This window comes from Hafnia paralvei (assembly GCF_020150375.1).
Classification (GTDB): Bacteria; Pseudomonadota; Gammaproteobacteria; order Enterobacterales; family Enterobacteriaceae; genus Hafnia; species Hafnia paralvei.
In genome coordinates this window covers 4,270,413-4,293,267 of the sequence record NZ_CP083737.1, presented here as the reverse complement: position 1 = coordinate 4,293,267, position 22,855 = coordinate 4,270,413, and the positions used below count along the sequence as shown (strand labels likewise).

Genomic DNA, 22,855 nt, shown 5'->3' with positions numbered 1-22,855 from the left:
CTCATTCTTTTTCTTAATTAACAATAATCTGTGTTTAAAAATATTAATGGAATCGGTTTTCTTGCTGTGCAAATCAATATGTCATTCTATCTATATGAAAAATAAGACATATAAAAATAATTTAAATAAAAATGGAAATTGTTTTTGATTTAATGAAATCACTGTCTACTCTTTAATCTGTTGGTGCGAAATTTAATCGCTTATTAGCAACGGGAAAGTTGGCTGAATGACAGGAACGGGAATTTGATTACGTCCCGAGTTTAGGCAGGAGACAGACAGATGACACAACAGGCAATAGATACAGAGTTGGCGTTTAGTCAGCGGTTTGGCAGTAATGAACGTCAGATTCTGACAGACGGTGCAGTCGAGTTCTTGACCGATCTAGTGGCTCGGTTTGCCCCACAGCGGGATAAGTTGTTGGCCGCACGTAAGGTGCAACAGCAAGCTATAGACCGTGGAGAACTACCGGATTTTATTTCGGAAACGGATTCCATTAAAAGTTCAAACTGGAAAATTCGCGGTATTCCGAGCGATCTTCAAGACCGGCGTGTGGAGATCACGGGACCCGTTGAACGCAAGATGGTGATTAACGCGCTCAATGCTAACGTTAAAGTTTTCATGGCTGACTTTGAAGACTCATTGGCGCCAAACTGGGACAAAGTGATTGAAGGCCAAGTTAATTTACGCGATGCCGTAAATGGAACGATTAGCTTTACCAACGAAGCAGGAAAGATCTATCAGCTAAAACCAAATCCAGCAGTGTTAATCGCTCGTGTCCGTGGGCTACATTTGCCGGAAAAGCATGTCACTTGGCAAGGTGAGCCTATCCCCGGCGGCCTGTTTGATTTTGCCTTGTACTTCTTCCACAACTACAAAGCTCTGCTGGAGAAGGGTAGCGGCCCCTATTTCTATCTGCCGAAAACGGAGTCTTACCATGAGACAGCATGGTGGAGTGAGATCTTCAGCTTTACTGAAGATCGTTTCGATATGCCGCGTGGAACGATCAAAGCCACCGTGTTGATAGAAACGCTACCGGCCGTATTCCAGATGGATGAAATCTTACATAGTCTGCGCGATCACATCGTTGGTTTGAACTGTGGCCGCTGGGATTACATCTTCAGCTATATCAAGACACTAAAGAATCATAGCGATCGCGTTTTGCCCGACCGTCAGTCAGTCACGATGGAAAAACCGTTCTTGAGTGCTTACTCACGGCTTTTGATCAAAACCTGCCACAAGCGTGGTGCTTTTGCCATGGGAGGAATGGCAGCGTTTATTCCGAGCAAAGACGCTGAGCGCAACGCATGGGTCATGGACAAGGTTCGTGCTGACAAAGAGTTAGAGGCAAACAATGGTCATGACGGCACTTGGGTTGCTCATCCGGGACTGGCAGATGAAGTCATGCAGGTATTCGGTCGGGTATTGGGCGATCGCCAGAACCAGCTAGACGTTAGTCGCTCCCAAGATGAGCCGATTACGGCACAACAACTGCTAGAGCCATGTCCCGGAGAACGAACTGAAGAAGGTATGCGTGCCAATATTCGCGTTGCGGTTCAATACATTGAGGCATGGATTTCCGGTAATGGCTGTGTGCCAATCTATGGACTGATGGAAGATGCGGCGACCGCTGAAATCTCTCGTACCTCAATTTGGCAGTGGATCCATCATGGCAAAACGCTCAGCAATGGCCTGCAGGTAACGCCAGTGCTTTTCCGCCAGCTACTGAAAGAAGAAATGCAGGTGATTCGTCAAGAGCTTGGTGATGCACGCTTTGATAGCGGTCGTTTTGATGAAGCTGCACGCCTAATGGAACGGATTACAACCAGCAGTGAGCTCATTGATTTCCTGACGCTACCTGGTTACGAACTGTTGAATTAAGCCCTACAACCTAACCCTATACCGAACAATAAAATAGAGAAAAAGCCAAGGAGCGCTTGCCATGTCTACCTCACGTAATCAGCAAATTCAGCAGTTGGAACAGGATTGGAAAACTAACCCGCGTTGGGAGGGTATTACTCGCCCTTACAGCGCAAATGATGTGGTTAATCTACGCGGTTCGGTGAATCCAGAGTGCACTCTGGCCCAAAAAGGTGCGGCGAAACTGTGGGAGCTGCTGCATGGCGGTTCGCGCAAAGGCTACGTCAATTGCCTTGGGGCACTGACTGGAGGTCAGGCGCTACAGCAGGCAAAGGCTGGCGTAGAGGCGATTTATTTGTCTGGTTGGCAAGTGGCTGCCGATGCGAATCTGGCATCCAGTATGTATCCCGATCAGTCACTGTATCCGGTGAATTCAGTACCCGCCGTGGTTGAGCGTATCAATAATTCATTTCGTCGCGCAGATCAGATCCAGTGGGCAAACGGTATTGAGCCGGGCGACAGCAAATTTACCGACTACTTCCTGCCTATTGTTGCGGATGCTGAAGCGGGGTTTGGCGGTGTGCTGAATGCGTTTGAACTGATGAAGTCGATGATTGAAGCGGGTGCCGGTGGCGTCCATTTCGAAGACCAACTGGCCTCAGTGAAAAAATGTGGCCACATGGGGGGTAAGGTTCTGGTTCCAACACAAGAGGCTATCCAAAAGCTGGTTGCAGCACGTTTAGCGGCTGACGTTCTGGGGGTTCCTACCCTAGTGATTGCGCGCACCGATGCTGACGCCGCCGATTTAATTACCTCGGACTGCGACAGCTACGATAGCGCATTTGTGACGGGTGAGCGCACCGTTGAAGGCTTCTTCCGTACTCATGCTGGCATTGAGCAGGCAATCAGCCGTGGCTTAGCCTACGCGCCGTATGCAGACTTAGTATGGTGTGAAACTTCGACACCAGATCTAGATGCAGCGAAACGCTTTGCTGACGCCATTCATGCACAGTATCCCGACAAACTGCTGGCCTATAACTGTTCTCCATCCTTCAACTGGAAAAAGAATCTAGACGATCAAACCATTGCGCGTTTCCAAGATGAGCTTTCTGCGATGGGGTACAAATACCAATTCATCACGCTGGCGGGCATTCACAGCATGTGGTTCAACATGTTCGACTTGGCTCATGCCTATGCCAACGGCGAAGGGATGAAACACTACGTAGAGAAAGTCCAAGAGCGTGAGTTTGCGGCGCAAAAGCAGGGTTACACCTTTGCCTCTCATCAGCAAGAAGTCGGAACGGGCTATTTCGATAAGGTCACCAATGTGATTCAGGGCGGGGTATCTTCGGTGACAGCGCTGACGGGATCGACGGAAGAGCAGCAATTCTAAGTATCCAGCGAATTTAACGCGGTCAGAATGTTGGGCGGCCGCACACCAACGATTTTGGATATTTGAACGGGTAGGGCAGATGCTCTGCCCGTTTTTGTCGGATAGCAGGTGAGGTGGCAGAGATGGCTATTGGTATGGAACAACTGATTGCTCAAACGATCTTACAGGGCTTTGATGCGCAGTATGGGCGCTTTCTTGAAATTACCGCCGGAGCCCAGCAGCGCTTTGAAAAAGCGAATTGGGCGGCTATCCAACAGGCGATGAAAAAGCGTATTCATCTGTATGACCATCATGTTGGACTGGTCGTGGAGCAGTTGCGCCGGATGACGGGGCCTTTATGCCATGACGCCGAATTTCTCGCGCGGGTGAAAACCGTATACACTGAAATGTTACCGGAATATCCGCGCTTTGAAATTGCTGAAAGCTTTTTTAATTCGGTCTATTGCCGCCTGTTCAATCATCGAGAATTGACGCCAGATAAGCTGTTTGTTTTTAGCTCTCAGCCCGAACGCCATTGGCGCGAGTTTCCCCGTCCGTTGGCCAGAACGTTCAAACCAGATAACGGTTGGCGTTTTCTCATTAGCGATCTTCTGACCGAGCTGCCGCTGCGTCTGCCGTGGGAGGATCGTGCTCGAGACGTGAATTATATCGTGGGTCATTTGGAAAATACGTTTAGCGCCGAAACGTTAAATTGCAGTCGTTTGCAGGTGGCTAATGAACTGTTTTACCGTAATAAAGCAGCATGGCTGGTGGGAAAACTGCACACGCCAGAGGGGGTTTATCCATTTCTGTTGCCTATTCATCATAATGAAGCGGGAGCGCTATTTGTTGATACTTGTTTAACACGCTTGGACGAGGCCAGTATCGTTTTTGGTTTCGCTCGCTCCTACTTTATGGTGTATGCCCCCTTACCTGCAGCACTTGTTGACTGGTTACGCGAGATTTTACCGGGTAAAACGACGGCTGAATTATATATGGCGATAGGCTGTCAAAAGCACGGAAAGACGGAATACTACCGCGAATATTTAAAACATTTGGCTGAGTCAAAAGAGCAATTCATCATCGCGCCGGGTATCCGCGGTATGGTGATGCTGGTATTTACATTACCCTCTTTTGATCGAGTATTTAAGGTGATTAAAGACACCTTTGCGCCACAAAAGGAAGTCGATCCGGCACGTGTTCAGGCCTGCTATCAGTTGGTTAAGGAGCATGATCGCGTGGGGCGCATGGCGGATACACAAGAGTACGAAAACTTTGTTATCGAAAAATGGCGTATTAGTCCAGATTTGATGGAAGAGTTACAAAAAGAAGTTCCTGAAAAATTGGAAGATTTAGGCGATAGGATTGTGATTCGCCACCTCTATATTGAACGCAGAATGATACCGCTTAACATATATCTTGAGCAGGCTGATGAACGTCAGTTACATGATGCGATTGAAGAATATGGCAATGCCATCAAACAGCTGGCCGCGGCCAATATTTTTCCTGGTGATATGCTGTTTAAAAACTTTGGAGTCACCAGACATGGGCGTGTGGTGTTCTATGATTATGACGAAATTTGCTATATGACGGAGGTAAACTTCCGTGATATACCCCCGCCGCGCTACCCCGAGGATGAGATGGCCAGTGAGCCTTGGTACAGCATTTCGCCCAATGATGTTTTCCCTGAGGAGTTTCAACATTTTCTATGCGGAGATGCGCGCATTAGGCGGCTTTTTGCTGAAATGCACGGTGATTTATTTACCGCAAACTATTGGCGCAGCTTGCAGCAAAGGATCAACAACGGCATGGTAGATGATGTATTTGCCTATCGCCGTAAACGTCGTTTTGCGCAACGTTAATTAGCAGGGGTACGCAGTACACAAGGAACGGTAATGTGGCGATGAGATTCAGGATTATGCAGCAAAGTGAGTAATTGCTTCACGGCCAGACGTCCACCTTCGGCGTAGCCTAGATCGATAGAAAAAGTTTGCGGGTATAAGAATTCGAGCAACGAATTATTACCCATACCGCAGACGACAACATCACCTCTAGACCGCTCCTGTAAGTACTTACTTACACCAAGGGCAATGGTATCCGAAGCACAGATAATTGCCGTTGTCTCGGGGCATATCACCTGCTGTGCCAGCTGATAGCCACTTTGATAAGTTAACTCACCGAGAGCGCTAGAGGGTGTTAATTGATGTTTTTGGCACAGGGACTGATAGGTTTTATAGCGCCGGCCACCCGTTGTCGCATCCGATAGTTTCACGCCAACGAACGCAATATTTTTATGATGCTTTGCGAGCAGTGCATTCATCAATAAGGTTACAGCCCCACTATCGTCATAGCGAACCGACGTTAATTGCTCATATTCCCATGCGAGAACGACTAGCTTGTCTCGCCACGGCAACAGCATAGACTCATTTAAACCGGTGAAACCGAAGAGCAGAATGCCGTCGACATGACGACGGGATAGCACGGTTAAGTGCTCCTGCACGCGTTCTGGTTCAAATTGACTCTCTAATAAAATAGGGTCATAGCCTTGCGCATACAGCATCGGTAACATCGCGCGAACGGCCTGATTTTCAGCATTGGAATCGAGGCGAGACACGATAATAGCGACCACTTTATCTGTTTGACCGCGCATGGCTCGAGCAGATTTTGAGGGTGCAAAATTTTGCTGGTTAATAATTTCTTCCACGCGTGCGCGCGTTTCTGGTTTGACGCCGGATTCTTTATTAATGACGCGAGAAACCGTGGATTTACCCACGCCGCTAAGGCGAGCAATATCTTTAATCGTCAATCGGTTGGACATAGGTTTATGGGCGCACAGTGAGAAGTTATTACGCTATTGTTGTGGCTAATGTGGTCTAAGGCAAGTATTGCCCGTTAACTTTGGGGGCTGCGACATGCCGTATGAGTAGGGCTCATGGGTATAAACTATAAATATCCCTCTCTTTTGTACGAGCAAATGCGTATAATCGCCGCCCTGATATTGGTGCTTTGTTAACCACAAGCGTTAGCTCCTGAATGTTAGCCCAATCTGCCGCAGTGCAATCTTCCCCCAATACATAAAAAAGAGTGATGTCATGAGTAGTATCAGCCTGATCCAGCCAGAACGCGATTTGTTCTCCTACACGCCATATTGGGCCGAGTGTTATGGTACCGCCCCGTTCTTACCCATGTCGCGTGAAGAAATGGATACTCTTGGCTGGGATAGCTGTGACATCGTTTTGGTTACCGGCGACGCTTATGTTGACCATCCAAGTTTTGGTATGGCGATTGTTGGCCGTATGCTCGAAGCACAGGGCTTCCGTGTCGGTATCATTGCGCAGCCGGATTGGACCAGCAAAGAAGATTTCATGCGTTTAGGCAAACCGAATCTATTTTACGGCGTGACCGCCGGCAATATGGATTCGATGATTAATCGTTACACAGCAGACCGAAAATTGCGTCACGATGATGCTTATACGCCAAATAATGAAAGCGGCAAACGCCCCGATCGCGCCACGCTGGTTTATACCCAGCGCTGTAAAGAAGCATTCAGTGACGTTCCGGTTATTTTAGGCGGTATTGAGGCTAGCCTGCGTCGTATTGCTCATTATGACTATTGGTCTGACACTGTTCGCCGATCTGTACTGGTGGATTCGAAAGCAGACATGCTGATGTATGGCAACGGTGAGCGTCCTCTGGTTGAGGTTGCACATCGTTTGGCTTCTGGCGAGCCAATTTCAAGCATCGTTGATGTTCGCAACACCGCTGTCATGCGCAAAGACGCTTTACCGGGCTGGAGCGGTGTTGACTCTACGCGCTTGGATAAGCCGGGACGTATCGAACCGATCCCAAACCCTTATGGCGACGATCTTGCCTGTGCTCCTGATGCGGGCAAGAAAAAAGATGACGACGTGCAGACGATTACCGTGCGTGCGCCTAAGCCAAAGCCGTGGGAGAAAACCTACGTGCTGCTGCCATCTTATGAAAAAGTGAAAAATGACAAAGTGCTGTATGCGCATACGTCGCGTATTTTGCATCATGAAACCAATCCTGGCTGCGCACGAGCCTTAATGCAAAAGCATGGCGACCGTTATATCTGGATTAACCCTCCTGCGATCCCGCTGAGCACGGAAGAAATGGACAGCGTATTTGCGCTGCCTTATCAACGAGTCCCTCATCCTTCCTACGGCAGTGCGCGCATTCCTGCCTATGAGATGATCCGCTTTTCCATCAATATTATGCGTGGTTGCTATGGTGGCTGTTCGTTCTGCTCGATCACCGAGCATGAAGGACGCATCATTCAGAGTCGTTCCGAAGATTCTATCATTCGTGAGATCGAAGAGATCCGCGATAAAGTTCCTGGTTTTACCGGCGTGATTTCCGATCTTGGTGGCCCAACGGCTAACATGTACATGCTGCGTTGTCAGTCTCCGCGTGCTGAGCAAACCTGCCGTCGTGCTTCCTGTGTTTATCCAGAAATCTGCCAGCACATGGATACCAACCATGAGCCGACGATCAAACTTTACCGTCGCGCCCGCGATCTCGAGGGTGTGAAGAAAATCCTGATCGCATCTGGTGTGCGTTATGATCTGGCAGTCGAGGATCCACGTTACATCAAGGAGTTGGCGACTCATCACGTTGGCGGCTACCTGAAAATTGCGCCAGAGCATACCGAAGAAGGGCCTCTGTCCAAGATGATGAAGCCGGGTATGGGCAGTTATCACCGCTTTAAAGAGCTGTTTGATACCTATTCCAAACAAGCCGGTAAAGAGCAGTACCTGATTCCCTACTTTATTTCTGCTCATCCGGGAACGCGTGACGAAGATATGGTGAATTTGGCGTTATGGCTGAAGAAAAACCGCTTCCGTTTGGATCAGGTACAAAACTTCTATCCATCACCGCTAGCGAACTCCACCACCATGTATCACACGGGCAAAAACCCATTGGGCAAGGTGGATTACAAAAGTGAAGATGTTGTGGTGCCTAAAGGCGATCGTCAGCGCCGTCTGCACAAAGCGTTGCTGCGCTATCACGATCCGGCTAACTGGCCAATGATCCGTACCGCGTTAGAAGAGATGGGCATGAAGCATTTGATTGGTGCTCGCCGTGAATGTTTAGTTCCTGCGCCAACCTTGGAAGAGCAGCGCGAAGCGCGCCGTGGTTATCAACGAAATATGCGTCCGGCGATGACTAAACACACTGGCGCTCCCGCTAAGCCTGAGCAGCGCAATGCGAAGCCAAAAGCGATTCGCAGCGACGCGTCAGCAGCAGGACGTGATAAATCTCATGATAAAGCCGCGTCAGCAGGTAAGCCTTTCAAAGGCAAACCACAAACGGCAAAGTCTGGAGCGAACAGACCTTCAACGGGAACGAGTGCGGGGCGAAAAGCATCTCGCGTGGCAAAAGGTAAGTAATATTCTTTATGCCTCCCCCTGAATAGGGGGAGGTGAAGGATGGCTGATACTAGATTTTCTCAAACGTATCAGGATCTGGACCCAGGCGTTTACCACAATCCAGTTTAGCTATTTGGCTCAACTCTTCTTTATCCAGTTTAAAATCAAACACCCCAAAATTTTCACGGATGCGTTTAGGCGTGACCGATTTAGGGATCACGATCAGCCCTGAATCTAGATGCCAACGGATGACGATCTGCGCTGGGCTTTTTCCATATTTTTGTGCCAACTTATGAATGATCTCGGTATCAAATACACCTTCGCCGCCTTGTGCTAGCGGGCTCCAAGATTCAGTGGCGATATGATGTGTCGCATTCCATGCATGCATTGGTTTTTGCTGCATTAAGGGGTGCAGTTCAATTTGATTTACGGTGGGTGAAACGCCGGTCTCGTCGATCAAACGCTGTAAATGCGGGATATTAAAGTTACACACACCAATGCTCTTAATTAACCCCTGCTTTTTCAAATCAATCAGTGATTTCCAAGCGGAAACATATTTGTCTTGTGCCGGTGCCGGCCAGTGAATCAGGTATAGATCGACATAGTCGAGTCGCAATTTCTGCAGGCTTTCTTCAAGTGCTTTAGCGGGATTGCTTTGATCTGAATTCCACAGTTTTGTGGTGATAAATAGCTCGTCGCGAGAAATGTTTGAGGCCGCCAGCGCTTTACCAACGCCTTCTTCGTTGCCGTAAATTGCTGCGGTATCAATTGAGCGATACCCCGTTTCCAGAGCGGTTTCGATTGCCGTCACCACTTGTTCATTCGTCGCTTGCCAAACGCCTAAACCCAGCTGTGGCATCGCGTGACCGTCGCTCAGCTTGATAAGAGGTTGTGTGGACATAGTTATCTCCTTTACATCTACTGGATAGGCCGAACAGAAAAGCCAGTCCGTTCTAGTGAAAACATATTCATTAAGCCTAGCCCAAAAAGATCGGTCTGGACGAAGTAATTGGCTATAGCTTTATGGTCATCGACAAGGTTATTGTGTTTATGCCCGTCATACTTGTTGCGTTAGCTACGCCAATTATTTAGGGCATTACAGCCGTTTTACCCACCCGTGATTCCAAGGAGAGCACCCGTGTTTCAGCATGTTGACGCCTACGCAGGCGACCCGATCCTTTCGCTGATGGATACCTTCAAACAGGATCCTCGTGCAGATAAAGTAAACCTTAGCATCGGTTTATACTATGACGAGGAAGGTACTATTCCTCAGCTTAAAGCGGTGGCCGCAGCAGAAGAGCTCCTTAATGCGCGTGCTGGCGCAGCATCGTTATATCTCCCAATGGAAGGGTTAGCGCCTTATCGTAGCGCGATTCAGAGTTTGCTGTTTGGCGATTCGAACTCTATGGTTGCCCAAAATCGTATTGCTACGGTGCAGACGATTGGTGGTTCTGGTGCGCTAAAAGTGGGGGCCGATTTCTTAAAACATTATTTCCCTGACTCTGAAGTGTGGGTTAGTGATCCAACATGGGAAAACCATATTGCGATCTTCTCGGGGGCGGGTTTCAAAGTGCATCAGTATCCGTATTTCGATCCTGAAACGTTGGGTGTTAACTTTGATGCCATGCTGAACACGCTAAATCAGCTGCCTGCTCGCAGTATCGTTTTGATGCATCCCTGCTGCCATAATCCAACGGGATCCGATCTCACCAATGAACAATGGGATCGCGTCATTGAAGTAGCGAAAGCGCGTGAGCTTATCCCGTTCCTTGATATTGCTTACCAAGGTTTTGGGGCTGGTATGGAGGAGGACGCCTATGCTATCCGTGCGATGGCGCAGGCTGAGCTACCTTGCTTGGTCAGTAACTCCTTCTCGAAAATTTTCTCGCTCTACGGTGAGCGTGTTGGCGGGCTATCCGTCGTATGTGAGAGCCCTGAAGCGGCAAATCGTGTACTAGGTCAGCTTAAAGCTACCGTACGTCGTATTTACTCCAGTCCACCAAACTTTGGTGCTCAGGTGGTCGCTACTGTACTTAACGATCCTAAGCTAAAGGCAATGTGGCTGGAAGAAGTGGAAAGCATGCGCCTTCGCATTATTGAAATGCGTCGTACGCTGGTGGATGGGCTTAAAGCTGTCTTGCCGCAACGTAATTTTGATTACCTGATGAGCCAACGCGGTATGTTCAGTTACACCGGCCTGAGTGCCAAGCAGGTCGATCGCTTACGCGAAGAGTTTGGTGTGTACCTGATCGCCAGCGGGCGCATGTGTGTCGCGGGCATGAACCATGCTAACGCGCAGCGTATCGCTCAGTCTTTTGCTGCGGTGTAGCTCTGTTGTTCTATTGCTTAAGCTCCCGATATTCTCGGGAGCTTTTTTTATGCCATTTTTTCAAGCGTAACTGTCAAAAAGCGGCTGGGTAAACGTGAAGCCGATCTCGTTGCTCTAAGCAAGTTGCACACTGATGAATCGCTCAAAATCGATAATGGCTGGCTGAACAAACAAAAGTTAGAATTTTTTTAGAAAATTCCTATCTCTATGTTTTTTAATCGTTATTAAAAGAATAAAATTCTGCATTATTTTTAATGTTTTTTTCTGTAGGTTTTAGGCATAAATAGCCAGATTGATAGCATGATAGAGTTCACAAAATAAGGGATGAAAACGTATTCACACTAATTACGATCGCCTTCCCAATTCCTTCTCAAACTTCTAAATCTCGCTTTACTGTTTTCCAATAGCAGCTTAAAACAAACGCATGTTTAAAAACAAACAAGTGTCCAATATGACTAGCCGAGAAAAGCAGATATTGCAGCTTCTGAGACGTGATCCTTTGATCCCACAGCAGGAAATTGCCGATGTTTTAGGTATTAGCCGCTCTGGTGTAGCAGGACATATTATGAATTTAATGAAGAAAGGATATATCAAAGGAAAGGGATATATATTATCTGAACACAGTTATGTGGTGACTGTAGGCTCCACTAATATGGATGTCTGCGGATACTCTGCATCTAAATTAGTTTATGAAGACTCCAACCCAGGGAAAATAAAGTGCACGCCCGGCGGTGTCGGGCGAAATATAGCACAAAACATTGCCTTATTAGGTCGTGAATGCCATTTGATTTCGGTGGTTGGCGATGACTTTTACGGCGATACATTATTAGAACAGGCAAAATTAGCCGGTGTCCATATTGATAGTTTTCACAAGTTACATGGCGAAAGCACATCAACCTACGTTTCTTTGTTAGATGAAAGTGGCGAAATGCTAGTCGCTATTAATGATATGCGGATATTAGAGAAGCTAACACCGGCATTATTAGCAACGTCCAAAGATCTTATTCAGCACGCGGGTGTATTAGTGGTGGATTGTAACCTGACGGAAGATGCTCTGGCATGGTTATTTAGCCACGCAGGTAGCGTTCCAATCTTTGTAGATACGGTCTCTGCATTTAAAGCACCAAAAATTCGCAATTGGTTATCACATATTCATACGCTGAAACCGAATCGCCTTGAGGCTGAGATCCTTAGCGGGATGACGATTACTGGCCCGCAAGATGCTCCCGCTGTGGCGACATGGTTCCACGAACAAGGTGTACAGAGAATTGCGCTGAGTATGGGACCTGCGGGTGTTTATTACAGTGAAATTGACGGTCAAAGCGGCTGGTCCAGCCCTCTGCCGGTCAATATCGTGAACGTCACTGGTGCCGGTGATGCCATGATGGCAGGGCTGGCCAGCTGTTGGCTGGAGGATATGACGCTTGCCGAAAGTATTCGTTTTGCACAGGGATGTTCTGCATTAACCCTTTCATCTGAGTTTACCAATAACCCTAATCTGTCAAATGGCAGTGTTCAAAAACTGTTGGAATTACAATCATGAAAAATAACGTTATGACCAATGAGTATCTGGATATTTCGCCGGAAGTAGCTGAGGCATTAGCCAATAATCGTCCTGTTGTTGCTTTAGAATCTACCATTATCTCTCATGGCATGCCTTATCCACAAAATGCGGAAACGGCGTTGGCGGTAGAGCAGCAAATCCGTGAAAACGGCGCTGTTCCGGCAACGATTGCGATTATTAATGGCCGAATGAAAGCGGGCTTATCTCGCGAAGAGATTGAATTACTTGGCAAAGAAGGTCACAACGTGGCAAAAGTGAGTCGCCGAGATCTGCCGTTTATCGTAGCCGCAGGGAAGAATGGTGCAACAACCGTGGCGTCTACCATGATTATCGCCGAAATGGCAGGCATCCATGTCTTTGCTACCGGCGGTATTGGCGGTGTTCACCGCGGTGCCGAGCAAACATTTGATATCTCTGCGGATCTACAAGAGCTGGCGAAAACCAACGTGGCGGTGATTTGTGCGGGTGCCAAATCGATTCTAGATTTAGGCCTCACCACGGAATATCTTGAGACTCACGGTGTGCCGTTGATTGGCTATCGGACTCAGGTATTACCGGCATTTTTCTGCCGCACTAGCCCATTCTCAGTCAGCATCCAATTAGATGAACCAGAGCAGATTGCCAAAGCAATGGCGACTAAGTGGCAGTCTGGTTTGGAAGGCGGAATGGTAATTGCTAACCCGATCCCTGAGCAGTTTGCGATGCCTGAAGCCAAAATTAATGCTGCTATTGAGCAGGCGGTTCAGGAGTCGGTTGAACAGGGTATCCATGGTAAAGATAGTACGCCGTTCCTACTGGCGAGAGTGGCTGAACTGACAGGAGGTGATAGCCTGCACTCGAATATTCAATTGGTATTCAACAATGCAAAATTGGCTGCTCAGATTGCACGTTGTTACCAAGAAACGGCAGCATAAAAACAGCGTTATTCCTTAAGTTTTATCCTGATATTAACAACTAAATAAAAACGCCGACCTGAAAGGTGGATGGGCATCTGTTTGCTCTCATCCCCTTTCAGGTAGAGACGTATATATTGAAAGGACGGATTTATGGACTTATTACGCAGCTTGTTCGGTATCGTTATTCTTCTTTTAATTGCCTTTATATTTTCTAACAATCGAAAAAAAATAAGCTTAAGAACAGTTGGTGCGGCCTTATTACTACAGGTTATCCTCGGTGCCGTCATGCTTTATATCCCTGCGGGAAAGTGGCTGGTTAACTCTATTGCTGCTGGTGTAAATAAGGTTATTTCATACAGTGATGCTGGCAGCTCATTTATTTTCGGTGGTCTAGTTGGTCCCAAGATGAATGTGTTATTCGACGGAGCTGGATTCGTATTTGCATTTCACGTATTACCCGCGATCATTTTTATTACCTCACTGATCTCAATTCTTTATTATATCGGTGTCATGGGATGGGTTATTAATATTCTTGGTTACGTTTTCCAGAAAATGATGCGTGTAAGCAAAGTGGAGGCTTTTGCTGCGGTCACCACGATATTTCTTGGACAAAATGAACTCCCTGCGGTGCTCAAACCGTTTATTAGCAAAATGAACCGCAACGAGCTATTCACGGTGATTTGCAGCGGGATGGCGTCAATTGCAGGTTCTATGTTGGTTGGGTATGCGGGTTTAGGCGTGCCTATTGAGTATTTGCTGGCGGCATCGCTAATGGCAATTCCGGGCGGGATCTTGTTTGCCCGTATGCTGAGCCCGGCGACGGAGGCATCTCAGGTTGAGTTTAGCCAGATGTCATTTAGCGATAAGCGCCCAGCTAGCGTTATTGAGGCTGCGGCGAGTGGCGCGATGTTAGGGCTCAAGATCGCCGTAGGTGTGGCGACGGTGGTGATGGCGTTCGTTGCATTAATTGCGTTGATTAACGGTATTGTTGGCGGCGTTGGTGGATTGTTTGGTTGGTCAGGCGTTAGCCTTGAAAGTTTGTTGGGCTATATTTTCTCACCTCTGGCATACATCATGGGCGTTAGCTGGGATAACTCCGCGCTAGCCGGTGGGTTGATCGGGCAAAAGCTGGCGATCAACGAGTTTGTGGCTTATGTGAATTTCTCTCCGTATCTCAAGGATGCGGCTGGCGTTCTAGATCCAAAAACCATCGCCGTTATCTCTTTTGCGCTCTGTGGCTTTGCAAACTTCGGTTCAATCGCGGTTGTAGTGGGAGCTTTCAGCGCAGTTGCGCCAGAGCGGGCATCTGACATTGCGCGCTTGGGATTACGTGCTCTGCTTGCGGCTACGCTCTCTAATCTGATGAGCGCAACCATTGCAGGCCTGTTCATCGGCCTTGGAGCACTAGCGATAGCGTCATGATGAAAAGTGAAACTCGGTTGCTGCTTTGCCTTGCTTTAAGCACCGGTGTTTTATCCGGTGTTTGGGCATGGTTAGCCGAACAGTTCGTGCTGATGAGTTGGATTGGCTTCTTAGGCGGTACAACCTATTTTGCGATCCCCAGCAAAGGGCTAGCAGGGCTATGTCGCGGTATGGCAGCGAATATTAGCGGTGCAAGCTGGGCCGCTATTGCTATTGCGCTGACGACTTCAACGGGTTTTAGCTATGCCGCGGTGATAACGGGCGCGATATCTTTCATGATGTGTGCCCAGTCGCGGCTGCGTACGCTTTGTTTTGTTCCCGGTAGTTTTATTGGTGCCTGTGCGCTGTTTGGTTCCCAGTCTGGCTGGCTGTCGGTGGTTTTGACTTTGTGTCTGGGAGGAATATTCGGTTTTCTCATGCAAAGCAGCGGAACATGGATGGCGAATCGCTGGAGCTCCGTTTATAACTAGTTGATATTTAGCAATATAAATAATTTTTTTTAGCCTATGTATCAAAAGTACATGGGCTTTTTACGTTGGTTTGCGATGCGAAATCGAATTGGCTACTGCAAATTATGTGGCTGAAGCGTAGGCTAACCACGCCTTTACATAACTTTTGATGCCTAAAAGTTGCCGTGAATTGTACAAAGAATATACTAGTTAAGGACGTCTGAAGATGTGGTATCAGCACACTATTGTTTTGCATGCAAAACCGCGTGGTTTCCATCTGGTCACCGATGAAATTATCGAAAAACTTCCACAGTTAGCCTCTGTCAACGTGGGAATATTGCATCTGCTGTTACAGCACACCTCCGCGTCGTTAACCCTCAATGAAAACTGTGATCCCACTGTCCGTGACGATATGGAACGTCATTTTATGCGTACGGTATCCGAAGATGCTCCCTACGAGCATGACTATGAAGGCGCTGATGATATGCCTGCGCACATCAAGTCATCGCTGCTTGGCACGACGTTAACGTTGCCAATATGCAAGGGAAAACTACAGTTGGGAACCTGGCAGGGTATATGGTTCGGCGAACACCGCGTGCACGGCGGTAGCCGTCGGATCGTCGCAACTATACAAGGGGATATTGTTCATGAATAATTCGGCGTTTCTGCAATACTGCATGGCGAAACCTGGGGCAGAGCAAAGCGTTCAAAATCGCTGGCGTGCCAATCAGGTAAAAGTGGGCGGTGTTATGTTTGCGATGGTTGATCATGTTGAAGGACGTCCTGCCGTCGCACTAAAAATGAGCTGCGAGCAGGCCGCGCAACTGCGCAGCGAACATAAAGATATTGTACCCAGCCCTAATCTGAATAAAGCCCATTGGAGCACTATCTTTCTTGATGGAACGCTCAATGATTCATTGCTCTATAAGCTAGTAGACGGCTCTTACTCATTGGCGCTTAACCATGTTGGTGAGCAAACCCGCCAAGGGCTTTAGTCTTTATTTTTCCAGTTAGCGGATATCGAATGTCAAAATATAAAACACCCCGATGGTGATGCCATCGGGGTGTTTGGCTTATGGTGTCATCGGTAGGGATTATTTCTTTTTCAGCAATGGCTTCAAGAATCTGGCGGTATGTGATTGCTCACATTCAGCCACCGTTTCCGGTGTGCCGGACACCAGTATCTGCCCGCCGCCGCCGCCGCCTTCTGGACCTAAATCGACGATCCAATCCGCCGTTTTAATCACATCCAGATTATGCTCAATGACCACAATCGTATTGCCCTGATCGCGTAACTGATGCAATACCGCCAGCAACTGCTGAATATCGGCAAAATGCAGGCCCGTGGTAGGTTCATCCAGAATATACAGCGTTTGCCCAGTACCACGTTTCGACAGCTCACGAGAGAGTTTTACGCGCTGAGCCTCACCACCAGATAGCGTTGTGGCCGACTGACCTAAACGTATATAAGACAGACCTACATCGATCAGCGTCTGTAGTTTTCGCGCCAATGCGGGAACGGCATCAAAGAATTCACGAGCTTCTTCAATGGTCATATCCAACACTTCATGGATGCTCTTGCCTTTGTACTTGATCTCCAGCGTCTCTCGGTTGTAGCGCTTACCTTTACACTGGTCACAAGGCACATAAATATCCGGCAGGAAGTGCATCTCGACTTTAATAACGCCATCGCCCTGACAGGCCTCACAGCGACCGCCTTTTACGTTAAAGCTAAAACGGCCGGGATTATAACCACGAGCACGTGACTCCGGCACACCGGCAAACAGTTCACGTACTGGCGTAAAGATACCGGTGTACGTTGCTGGGTTCGAGCGCGGAGTTCTACCGATAGGGCTTTGGTCAATATCGATAACTTTATCGAAATGTTCCATGCCTTCTACCGCACGATAAGGCGCAGGTTCAGACAGCGTAGCGCCGTTTAACTGGCGCTGCGCAATCGGGAATAACGTGTCGTTGATAAGCGTTGATTTACCCGAACCGGAAACACCGGTTATGCAGGTAAAAAGACCGACCGGAAGTGTCAGCGTGACGTCTTTCAAGTTGTTCCCGCTGGCGCCAATAAGCTTCAGCACTTTGGTGGCATCCGCAGGTACGCGCTCGGAAGGAACCGCGATCTCACGTTTGCCGCTTAAGAATTGACCGGTCAACGACTCTGGCACCGCCATGATTTCGTCAACCGAACCTTGGGCAACGACCTCACCACCGTGAACCCCCGCGCCAGGGCCGATATCAATCACATAATCGGCGGCACGAATGGCATCTTCATCATGTTCTACAACGATGACGGTGTTACCTAAATTACGCAGATGGACTAGCGTTTCCAACAGGCGTTCGTTATCGCGTTGGTGCAGGCCAATAGAGGGTTCATCCAGCACGTACATAACGCCCACTAATCCGGCACCAATCTGGCTTGCTAAGCGAATACGCTGAGCTTCACCGCCGGAGAGCGTTTCTGCTGAGCGAGATAGGCTTAGATAGTTCAGTCCGACGTTGACCAAGAATTTTAGGCGGTCGCCGATCTCTTTCAGGATCTTCTCGGCAATTTGCGCGCGTTGACCCTGTAATTTGATATCACGGAAAAACTCCAGCGCGTTGCCAATGCTCAGATCGGAAATCTCTGGCAGCGTAGTGTTCTCCACAAAGACGTGGCGAGCCTCTTCGCGTAAGCGAGTGCCGTGGCACGAAGCACAGGAGCGGTTGCTGATAAACTTCGATAGCTCTTCGCGTACGGCAGAAGATTCCGTTTCCTTATAACGACGCTCCATATTGTGCAGTACACCTTCAAACGGGTGGTTACGCACTGTAATATCGCCACGGTCGTTGATGTACTTGAATTCAATCGATTCTTTGCCTGAACCATACAACACGGCTTTCTGTGTTTTGGCATCCAAACTCTCGAATGGGGATTCCACATCAAAATGATAATGGTCGGCTAAAGACTTCAGCATCTGGAAATAGTAGAAGTTACGACGATCCCAACCGCGAATAGCGCCACCGGCTAAAGAAAGCTCAGCGTTTTGTACCACACGATCCGGATCGAAATACTGCTGAACACCCAAGCCGTCACAGGTTGGACAGGCGCCGGCTGGGTTGTTGAAGGAGAACAAACGTGGCTCAAGTTCACGCATGCTGTAGCCGCATATTGGGCAGGCAAAGTTAGCCGAAAACAGCAGTTCGGGTGCTTTGCTGTCGTCCATATCGGCAACAATCGCACTACCACCGGAAAGCTCTAATGCAGTTTCAAATGATTCTGCTAAGCGTTGTGCCATATCTTCACGCACTTTGAAGCGGTCAACGACAACTTCAATGCTATGTTTCTTTTGCAGCTCTAGTTTTGGTGGATCGGAAAGATCGCAAACTTCACCGTCTATACGTGCGCGGATGTAGCCCTGCGCGGCCAGATTTTCCAGTGTTTTGGTGTGCTCGCCTTTACGATCTTTCACGATCGGCGCTAACAGCATCAGGCGTTTACCTTCTGGCTGCGTTAATACGTTATCCACCATCTGGCTGACGGTTTGCGCCGCTAATGGAACATCGTGATCCGGACAACGTGGCTCGCCAACGCGAGCAAACAGCAAACGTAAATAGTCGTGGATCTCGGTGATCGTCCCTACGGTAGAGCGTGGGTTATGCGACGTAGATTTCTGTTCGATGGAAATCGCCGGAGACAGACCTTCAATGTGGTCAACATCCGGTTTTTCCATTAACGAAAGAAACTGGCGTGCATAGGCCGACAGCGATTCTACGTAGCGGCGCTGGCCTTCGGCGTAGAGCGTATCAAACGCTAAAGAAGACTTACCTGAGCCTGATAATCCGGTGACGACAATCAGCTTATCGCGTGGAATGGTCAGATTGATATTTTTCAGGTTGTGGGTGCGAGCACCCCGTATTTCTATTTTATCCATTAACGACTTCCCGGATGAAGAACCCATCTCATTAGGCTTATCTGCGGTGCATTTCTGCCCATTCGCACTGATTGCGGTATAGGGAAATACCCACAGAGCACCCATTGGGATAGGCTCTGGATAATCTTGAACACCGTCGGGTTTTCCAGCGAAAAAAACGCAACGTTTCCAGTACTGGTGCGGCCTGCTGGAGATTTTTAGCGAATTTGGCTGTACGCAACGATGCTTGAAACGATCAATTATGGCACAATAAAACCTGAATGAATATCCAGTATATGAATGCAAAATTGTTCTAAGCTTAAACAATTGGGGAATCTACTTCACAGAAGCGAACAGTGGTGCCGTTAGGCCACTGGCGTGTTAGAATTAACGGTTTAGACTACACCCGCCATACTTGAAGCTGCAGTCGCGTTATTCGGCGAGGCCTTGCCCGATTGGGCCCGTGTAAGCGCTGTATAAAAGGGGTAGACCTTTTGTGATGCGGCTACAATTGTCGTGGGTATGTACAAATTTACTTCATCAGGAGAATCGAAATGGCCAGCAGAGGCGTTAACAAAGTGATTCTTGTCGGGAATCTGGGTCAAGATCCAGAAGTCCGTTATATGCCGAATGGTGGTGCTGTAGCCAATATTACTCTGGCCACCTCCGAGACTTGGCGCGACAAGCAAACCGGCGAACAGAAAGAAAAAACTGAATGGCACCGTGTAGTGCTGTTTGGCAAGCTGGCAGAGGTTGCAGGTGAATATCTGCGTAAAGGTTCTCAGGTTTATATCGAAGGCGCGCTACAGACGCGCAAATGGACCGATCAGGCGGGCGTTGAAAAATACACCACTGAGATTGTTGTAAACGTTGGCGGCACCATGCAGATGCTGGGTGGACGTCAAGGTGGCGGTGCGCCTATGGGCGGCGGTCAGGCACAGGGTCAGCAGGGCGGTTGGGGTCAACCTCAGCAGCCACAGGGGAATCAGTTCAGCGGCGGCTCACAGCCAGCGGCTCGCCCTCAGAGTGCTCCAGCAGCTCAGCCACAAAGCAATGAACCGCCAATGGATTTCGATGACGATATTCCATTCTGATTTCTATTAAAGAAATCAACCCATAGCCCTGCACTGCGTAACATCGTTCACTTAAGCTCGATTTTAGGGGGAGCACACCGATGGGGTCGTAGCGGCGTAAGCCGCCGGAGCGCCCCACGGTGTGGTAGACCCGTGTATCTCGATCTCTTAAACGAACGGCGTTACTGCAGTGCGGGGCTTTTTTTGATAAAAAATAAATCAATGTCAGGCTGGTTTTAATCTGTATCTGGGGACAAGTGCAGTGATTAGACGTATATCTTGGATTGCTGGGGCGGGAGCATGGCTGCTGCCATTGGTATTATTGCTATGGCAATGGTTGACGGAAGGGCAGAACCAAGCCGCTTTGTCGCCAGAAGCGTATAACGCATGGAAAATGTCGGTACTATTCGCCGATTTTAGCTTTGCTGGTGCGCTGTCATTGTTTGCCGTGTTGCTAGGGGCAATGGCGCTGGCTAAAACCCAAGAGAATGAAATCCTTCATCCGGGCAAGCGTATGCTTGAATTGCTGATTTTGGCTCTGCCTATGATGCTGTGTCTGTTCATTATGGGGATACTGCTGGTTCACGGCTGAAAACATTTCACCTTTGTCCCGTACATGCCAGCATGCGTGTACAAGCATCTATCCCATCGACCTAGATTTTATACAGAGGTGTGCGGTTATAGCGACGTCAGCTCGTATTTTTTTATTTTCCGGTACAGCGTCGCTATGCCAATTCCAAGTTCATCAGCAGCCTGTTTTTTATTATTGTGGCGACTGAGTGCCTCGCGAATCATTTGCCGTTCCATATCTTCTAGCCCCGTGGCTCCGTGTTCTTCGCATGCTGCTGCGCTTTGGTAAGGAATATCTTCACGATAAGTACGGGTAACTTGCCCGTTGACCAAATTAGGTGGCAGTAGTGAGATATCAATCACCTCGCCGCTTGGCACCACGTTAATCAAATATTCCATTAGGTTACTTAACTCACGTACGTTGCCTGGCCAGCGATATAATTTCAGCAGCGACATGACTTCAGGCGCCATGCCTGGGTAAACAATACCAATACGCTTAGTATGTAAATTAAGGAAATAATGAGCCAGTAGCTCAATATCGCCCTGACGTTCGCGCAGGGGGGGCAAAGTCATTGGAATGACATTTAATCGGTAATAAAGGTCTTCGCGAAATTTACCGTCGGCAATGTATTGCTCAAGATTCTGGTTAGTGGCGGAAATAATCCTGATATCAACAGAGATCGGTTTACTTGAGCCAATTGGCTGTACTTCTCGAGATTCGATCGCGCGTAGTAGTTTAGCCTGCAAGGTCAGTGGCATATCCCCTATTTCATCTAAGAATAGGGTTCCGTTATTGGCTGCTTGAATTAGCCCTATTTTGCCGTTTGCTGAAGCTCCAGTGAATGCGCCTTTCACATAGCCAAATAGTTCACTTTCTAAGAGTTGATCCGGAATTGCTGCGCAGTTAATAGCGATGAAGGGTTTATTATTTCGATCGCTTAATTGATGAATTGCTCGGGCGACAACTTCCTTACCGGTACCACTCTCTCCAACAATGAGAATGCTGGATGGGCTAGGGGCTACACGAGTAATCAGGCGCTTTAAAATTCGAATTGGGCGGCATTCACCCACTAAATGTTCAATACGCGGATCATCAGGATTGAAATCAACATTCATCGGAGAATGAGACTGATGAAATGCCATTAAAAATAGCTGGTGGTCTTGAATGTCATGTAGCTGACCAATAATCAGCTCTTGTTGTTCATCGAATGAAATAATATGTTGCAAATGTCCACTGGTATAATTTTGTTGGAAAGTCAGTGGCCTGATATTAAATGTTTTTCCAATAATTTGTTCTTGTGTGGCATTGAGTTGTTTCAATGCAGTTGGGTTGGCAAATTTGGCTTTGTTTTCATTATCAATGACCAATACGCCTTGATCCATATTTTCAATCAGGCTCATCAGAATTTTATTTATCCCATCACTTCCTCCTTGGTTTTCTAATAGTTTAGAAACAAATAGGTTGGATATATGACGAACATAATCTGAGAACTCATGGATGTTATCTTTAATTCTTTCTTGTTGTTCTGGAGTAAATGCCACCAGGCTGATCACGCCAATACATGCGTTTTGAAAAATAATAGGAATGCCAAGGAAAGCTTTTTCTTTGCAGCTATCTTTACTCGTGCAGCCTTCGCAGACAGGATCGAATCTAGAATGGATGACAACTTTTTCTTGCTTAGTATCAAGTACATATCTAAGTAGTCTTGAGTTGCTGTTCAGCTTGCGGCCAAAAAATTTCCCGTAGGGCCCTGTCCCTGAGACTCTCGTCATGTTGGCATCAACGATCTCAACTTCCAGCTGTAAGACGCTGGCGAGCATTTTGGTGAAACGTAAGATCGTGGGCTGAATTTGCATCAATATAGACTGAGAGTTTACGGGTGTCATAATCGGAACCTTTCTCTAACGCTACAACTGCACGCGTTTATAGTTATCGGGAATTATGTCCTTTCAACTTACGATAATACATGAATACAGTAGGGGGATTGATAAACATCAATCGTCTTTTGTTAAGTTGGATAAGTTTCT

17 protein-coding genes are annotated in these 22,855 nt (G+C 47.9%); 13 read left to right on the top strand and 4 right to left on the bottom strand.

Going from position 1 to position 22,855, the window contains the following annotated elements; genetic code table 11:
- Positions 1-279: 279 nt before the first annotated feature.
- From aceB to aceK, 3 genes are all read left to right on the top strand, one after another.
- Positions 280-1,878 (top strand): malate synthase A, encoded by a 1,599-nt coding sequence (aceB, locus tag K9N75_RS19810; protein WP_224452038.1) that lies wholly within the window; start codon positions 280-282, stop codon positions 1,876-1,878.
- A gap of 61 nt (positions 1,879-1,939) precedes the next feature.
- Entirely contained in the window at positions 1,940-3,250 is a 1,311-nt protein-coding gene (aceA, locus tag K9N75_RS19805; RefSeq protein WP_224452037.1) for an isocitrate lyase, read from the top strand.
- Positions 3,251-3,372: 122 nt separating this feature from the next.
- The gene (aceK, locus tag K9N75_RS19800; RefSeq protein WP_020303498.1) at positions 3,373-5,091 is read left to right on the top strand and encodes a bifunctional isocitrate dehydrogenase kinase/phosphatase; all 1,719 of its coding nucleotides are present in this window, start codon (positions 3,373-3,375) and stop codon (positions 5,089-5,091) included.
- On the opposite strand, the gene treR is transcribed toward aceK, so the two are convergent.
- On the bottom strand, positions 5,088-6,047 hold the full coding sequence (treR, locus tag K9N75_RS19795) for a trehalose operon repressor TreR (protein ID WP_224452036.1): 960 nt from the start codon (positions 6,045-6,047) through the stop codon (positions 5,088-5,090). The two genes, aceK and treR, sit on opposite strands and share 4 nt — an antisense overlap.
- A 274-nt stretch (positions 6,048-6,321) precedes the next feature.
- Here treR and K9N75_RS19790 point away from each other — a divergent pair, with 274 nt between their 5' ends.
- Positions 6,322-8,640 (top strand): YgiQ family radical SAM protein, encoded by a 2,319-nt coding sequence (locus K9N75_RS19790; RefSeq protein WP_224452035.1) that lies wholly within the window; start codon positions 6,322-6,324, stop codon positions 8,638-8,640.
- Positions 8,641-8,689: 49 nt separating this feature from the next.
- On the opposite strand, the gene dkgA is transcribed toward K9N75_RS19790, so the two are convergent.
- Positions 8,690-9,520 carry a 2,5-didehydrogluconate reductase DkgA gene (gene dkgA, locus K9N75_RS19785; protein WP_008815440.1) on the bottom strand — a complete coding sequence of 277 codons (831 nt, stop codon included), beginning with the start codon at positions 9,518-9,520 and terminating at the stop codon, positions 8,690-8,692.
- Positions 9,521-9,757: 237 nt separating this feature from the next.
- On the opposite strand from dkgA, the gene K9N75_RS19780 reads away from it, so the two are divergent.
- From K9N75_RS19780 to K9N75_RS19750, 7 genes are all read left to right on the top strand, one after another.
- Positions 9,758-10,948: an amino acid aminotransferase gene (locus tag K9N75_RS19780; protein WP_224452034.1), complete on the top strand. Its 1,191-nt coding sequence runs from the start codon at positions 9,758-9,760 to the stop codon at positions 10,946-10,948.
- A 424-nt stretch (positions 10,949-11,372) separates the two neighbouring features.
- Entirely contained in the window at positions 11,373-12,491 is a 1,119-nt protein-coding gene (locus tag K9N75_RS19775) for a PfkB family carbohydrate kinase (protein WP_008815438.1), read from the top strand.
- Positions 12,488-13,426, top strand: a complete 939-nt coding sequence (locus tag K9N75_RS19770; RefSeq protein WP_008815437.1) for a pseudouridine-5'-phosphate glycosidase — start codon at positions 12,488-12,490, stop codon at positions 13,424-13,426. Before K9N75_RS19775 ends, K9N75_RS19770 begins: the two co-directional genes overlap by 4 nt.
- A gap of 132 nt (positions 13,427-13,558) precedes the next feature.
- Positions 13,559-14,830 carry a NupC/NupG family nucleoside CNT transporter gene (locus K9N75_RS19765; protein WP_008815436.1) on the top strand — a complete coding sequence of 424 codons (1,272 nt, stop codon included), beginning with the start codon at positions 13,559-13,561 and terminating at the stop codon, positions 14,828-14,830.
- Entirely contained in the window at positions 14,827-15,300 is a 474-nt protein-coding gene (locus K9N75_RS19760) for a DUF1097 domain-containing protein (RefSeq protein ID WP_224452033.1), read from the top strand. The genes K9N75_RS19765 and K9N75_RS19760 overlap by 4 nt, the downstream gene beginning before the upstream one ends.
- 205 nt (positions 15,301-15,505) lie before the next feature.
- The gene (locus K9N75_RS19755) at positions 15,506-15,934 is read left to right on the top strand and encodes a secondary thiamine-phosphate synthase enzyme YjbQ (RefSeq protein ID WP_004097012.1); all 429 of its coding nucleotides are present in this window, start codon (positions 15,506-15,508) and stop codon (positions 15,932-15,934) included.
- Complete coding sequence (locus K9N75_RS19750; RefSeq protein WP_004097014.1) at positions 15,927-16,274, top strand: MmcQ/YjbR family DNA-binding protein; 348 nt, start codon at positions 15,927-15,929, stop codon at positions 16,272-16,274. The genes K9N75_RS19755 and K9N75_RS19750 overlap by 8 nt, the downstream gene beginning before the upstream one ends.
- A 99-nt stretch (positions 16,275-16,373) precedes the next feature.
- On the opposite strand, the gene uvrA is transcribed toward K9N75_RS19750, so the two are convergent.
- Positions 16,374-19,205: an excinuclease ABC subunit UvrA gene (gene uvrA / locus K9N75_RS19745; protein WP_064572755.1), complete on the bottom strand. Its 2,832-nt coding sequence runs from the start codon at positions 19,203-19,205 to the stop codon at positions 16,374-16,376.
- Between the two features lie 533 nt (positions 19,206-19,738).
- On the opposite strand from uvrA, the gene ssb1 reads away from it, so the two are divergent.
- Positions 19,739-20,278: a single-stranded DNA-binding protein SSB1 gene (gene ssb1 / locus K9N75_RS19740; RefSeq protein ID WP_004097018.1), complete on the top strand. Its 540-nt coding sequence runs from the start codon at positions 19,739-19,741 to the stop codon at positions 20,276-20,278.
- Positions 20,279-20,519: 241 nt separating this feature from the next.
- On the top strand, positions 20,520-20,849 hold the full coding sequence (locus K9N75_RS19735; protein ID WP_008815431.1) for a hypothetical protein: 330 nt from the start codon (positions 20,520-20,522) through the stop codon (positions 20,847-20,849).
- Between the two features lie 86 nt (positions 20,850-20,935).
- Here K9N75_RS19735 and K9N75_RS19730 read toward each other — a convergent pair whose 3' ends face one another.
- A complete protein-coding gene (locus K9N75_RS19730) occupies positions 20,936-22,714 on the bottom strand; it encodes a sigma-54 interaction domain-containing protein (RefSeq protein WP_008815430.1) in 1,779 nt (592 codons plus the stop codon).
- Between the last annotated feature and the right edge of the window lie 141 nt (positions 22,715-22,855).

Bases quoted from the DNA above. Each gene is read 5' to 3' on its own strand.
- K9N75_RS19755 (WP_004097012.1), top strand. From the start codon at position 15,506: ATGTGGTATCAGCACACTATTGTTTTGCATGCAAAACCGCGTGGTTTC.
- K9N75_RS19760 (WP_224452033.1), top strand. From the start codon at position 14,827: ATGATGAAAAGTGAAACTCGGTTGCTGCTTTGCCTTGCTTTAAGCACC.
- ssb1 (WP_004097018.1), top strand. From the start codon at position 19,739: ATGGCCAGCAGAGGCGTTAACAAAGTGATTCTTGTCGGGAATCTGGGT.
- K9N75_RS19790 (WP_224452035.1), top strand. From the start codon at position 6,322: ATGAGTAGTATCAGCCTGATCCAGCCAGAACGCGATTTGTTCTCCTAC.
- K9N75_RS19730 (WP_008815430.1), bottom strand. From the start codon at position 22,714: ATGACACCCGTAAACTCTCAGTCTATATTGATGCAAATTCAGCCCACG.
- K9N75_RS19770 (WP_008815437.1), top strand. From the start codon at position 12,488: ATGAAAAATAACGTTATGACCAATGAGTATCTGGATATTTCGCCGGAA.
- aceB (WP_224452038.1), top strand. From the start codon at position 280: ATGACACAACAGGCAATAGATACAGAGTTGGCGTTTAGTCAGCGGTTT.
- K9N75_RS19765 (WP_008815436.1), top strand. From the start codon at position 13,559: ATGGACTTATTACGCAGCTTGTTCGGTATCGTTATTCTTCTTTTAATT.
- aceA (WP_224452037.1), top strand. From the start codon at position 1,940: ATGTCTACCTCACGTAATCAGCAAATTCAGCAGTTGGAACAGGATTGG.
- treR (WP_224452036.1), bottom strand. From the start codon at position 6,047: ATGTCCAACCGATTGACGATTAAAGATATTGCTCGCCTTAGCGGCGTG.
- aceK (WP_020303498.1), top strand. From the start codon at position 3,373: ATGGCTATTGGTATGGAACAACTGATTGCTCAAACGATCTTACAGGGC.
- uvrA (WP_064572755.1), bottom strand. From the start codon at position 19,205: ATGGATAAAATAGAAATACGGGGTGCTCGCACCCACAACCTGAAAAAT.
- K9N75_RS19775 (WP_008815438.1), top strand. From the start codon at position 11,373: ATGTTTAAAAACAAACAAGTGTCCAATATGACTAGCCGAGAAAAGCAG.
- dkgA (WP_008815440.1), bottom strand. From the start codon at position 9,520: ATGTCCACACAACCTCTTATCAAGCTGAGCGACGGTCACGCGATGCCA.
- K9N75_RS19750 (WP_004097014.1), top strand. From the start codon at position 15,927: ATGAATAATTCGGCGTTTCTGCAATACTGCATGGCGAAACCTGGGGCA.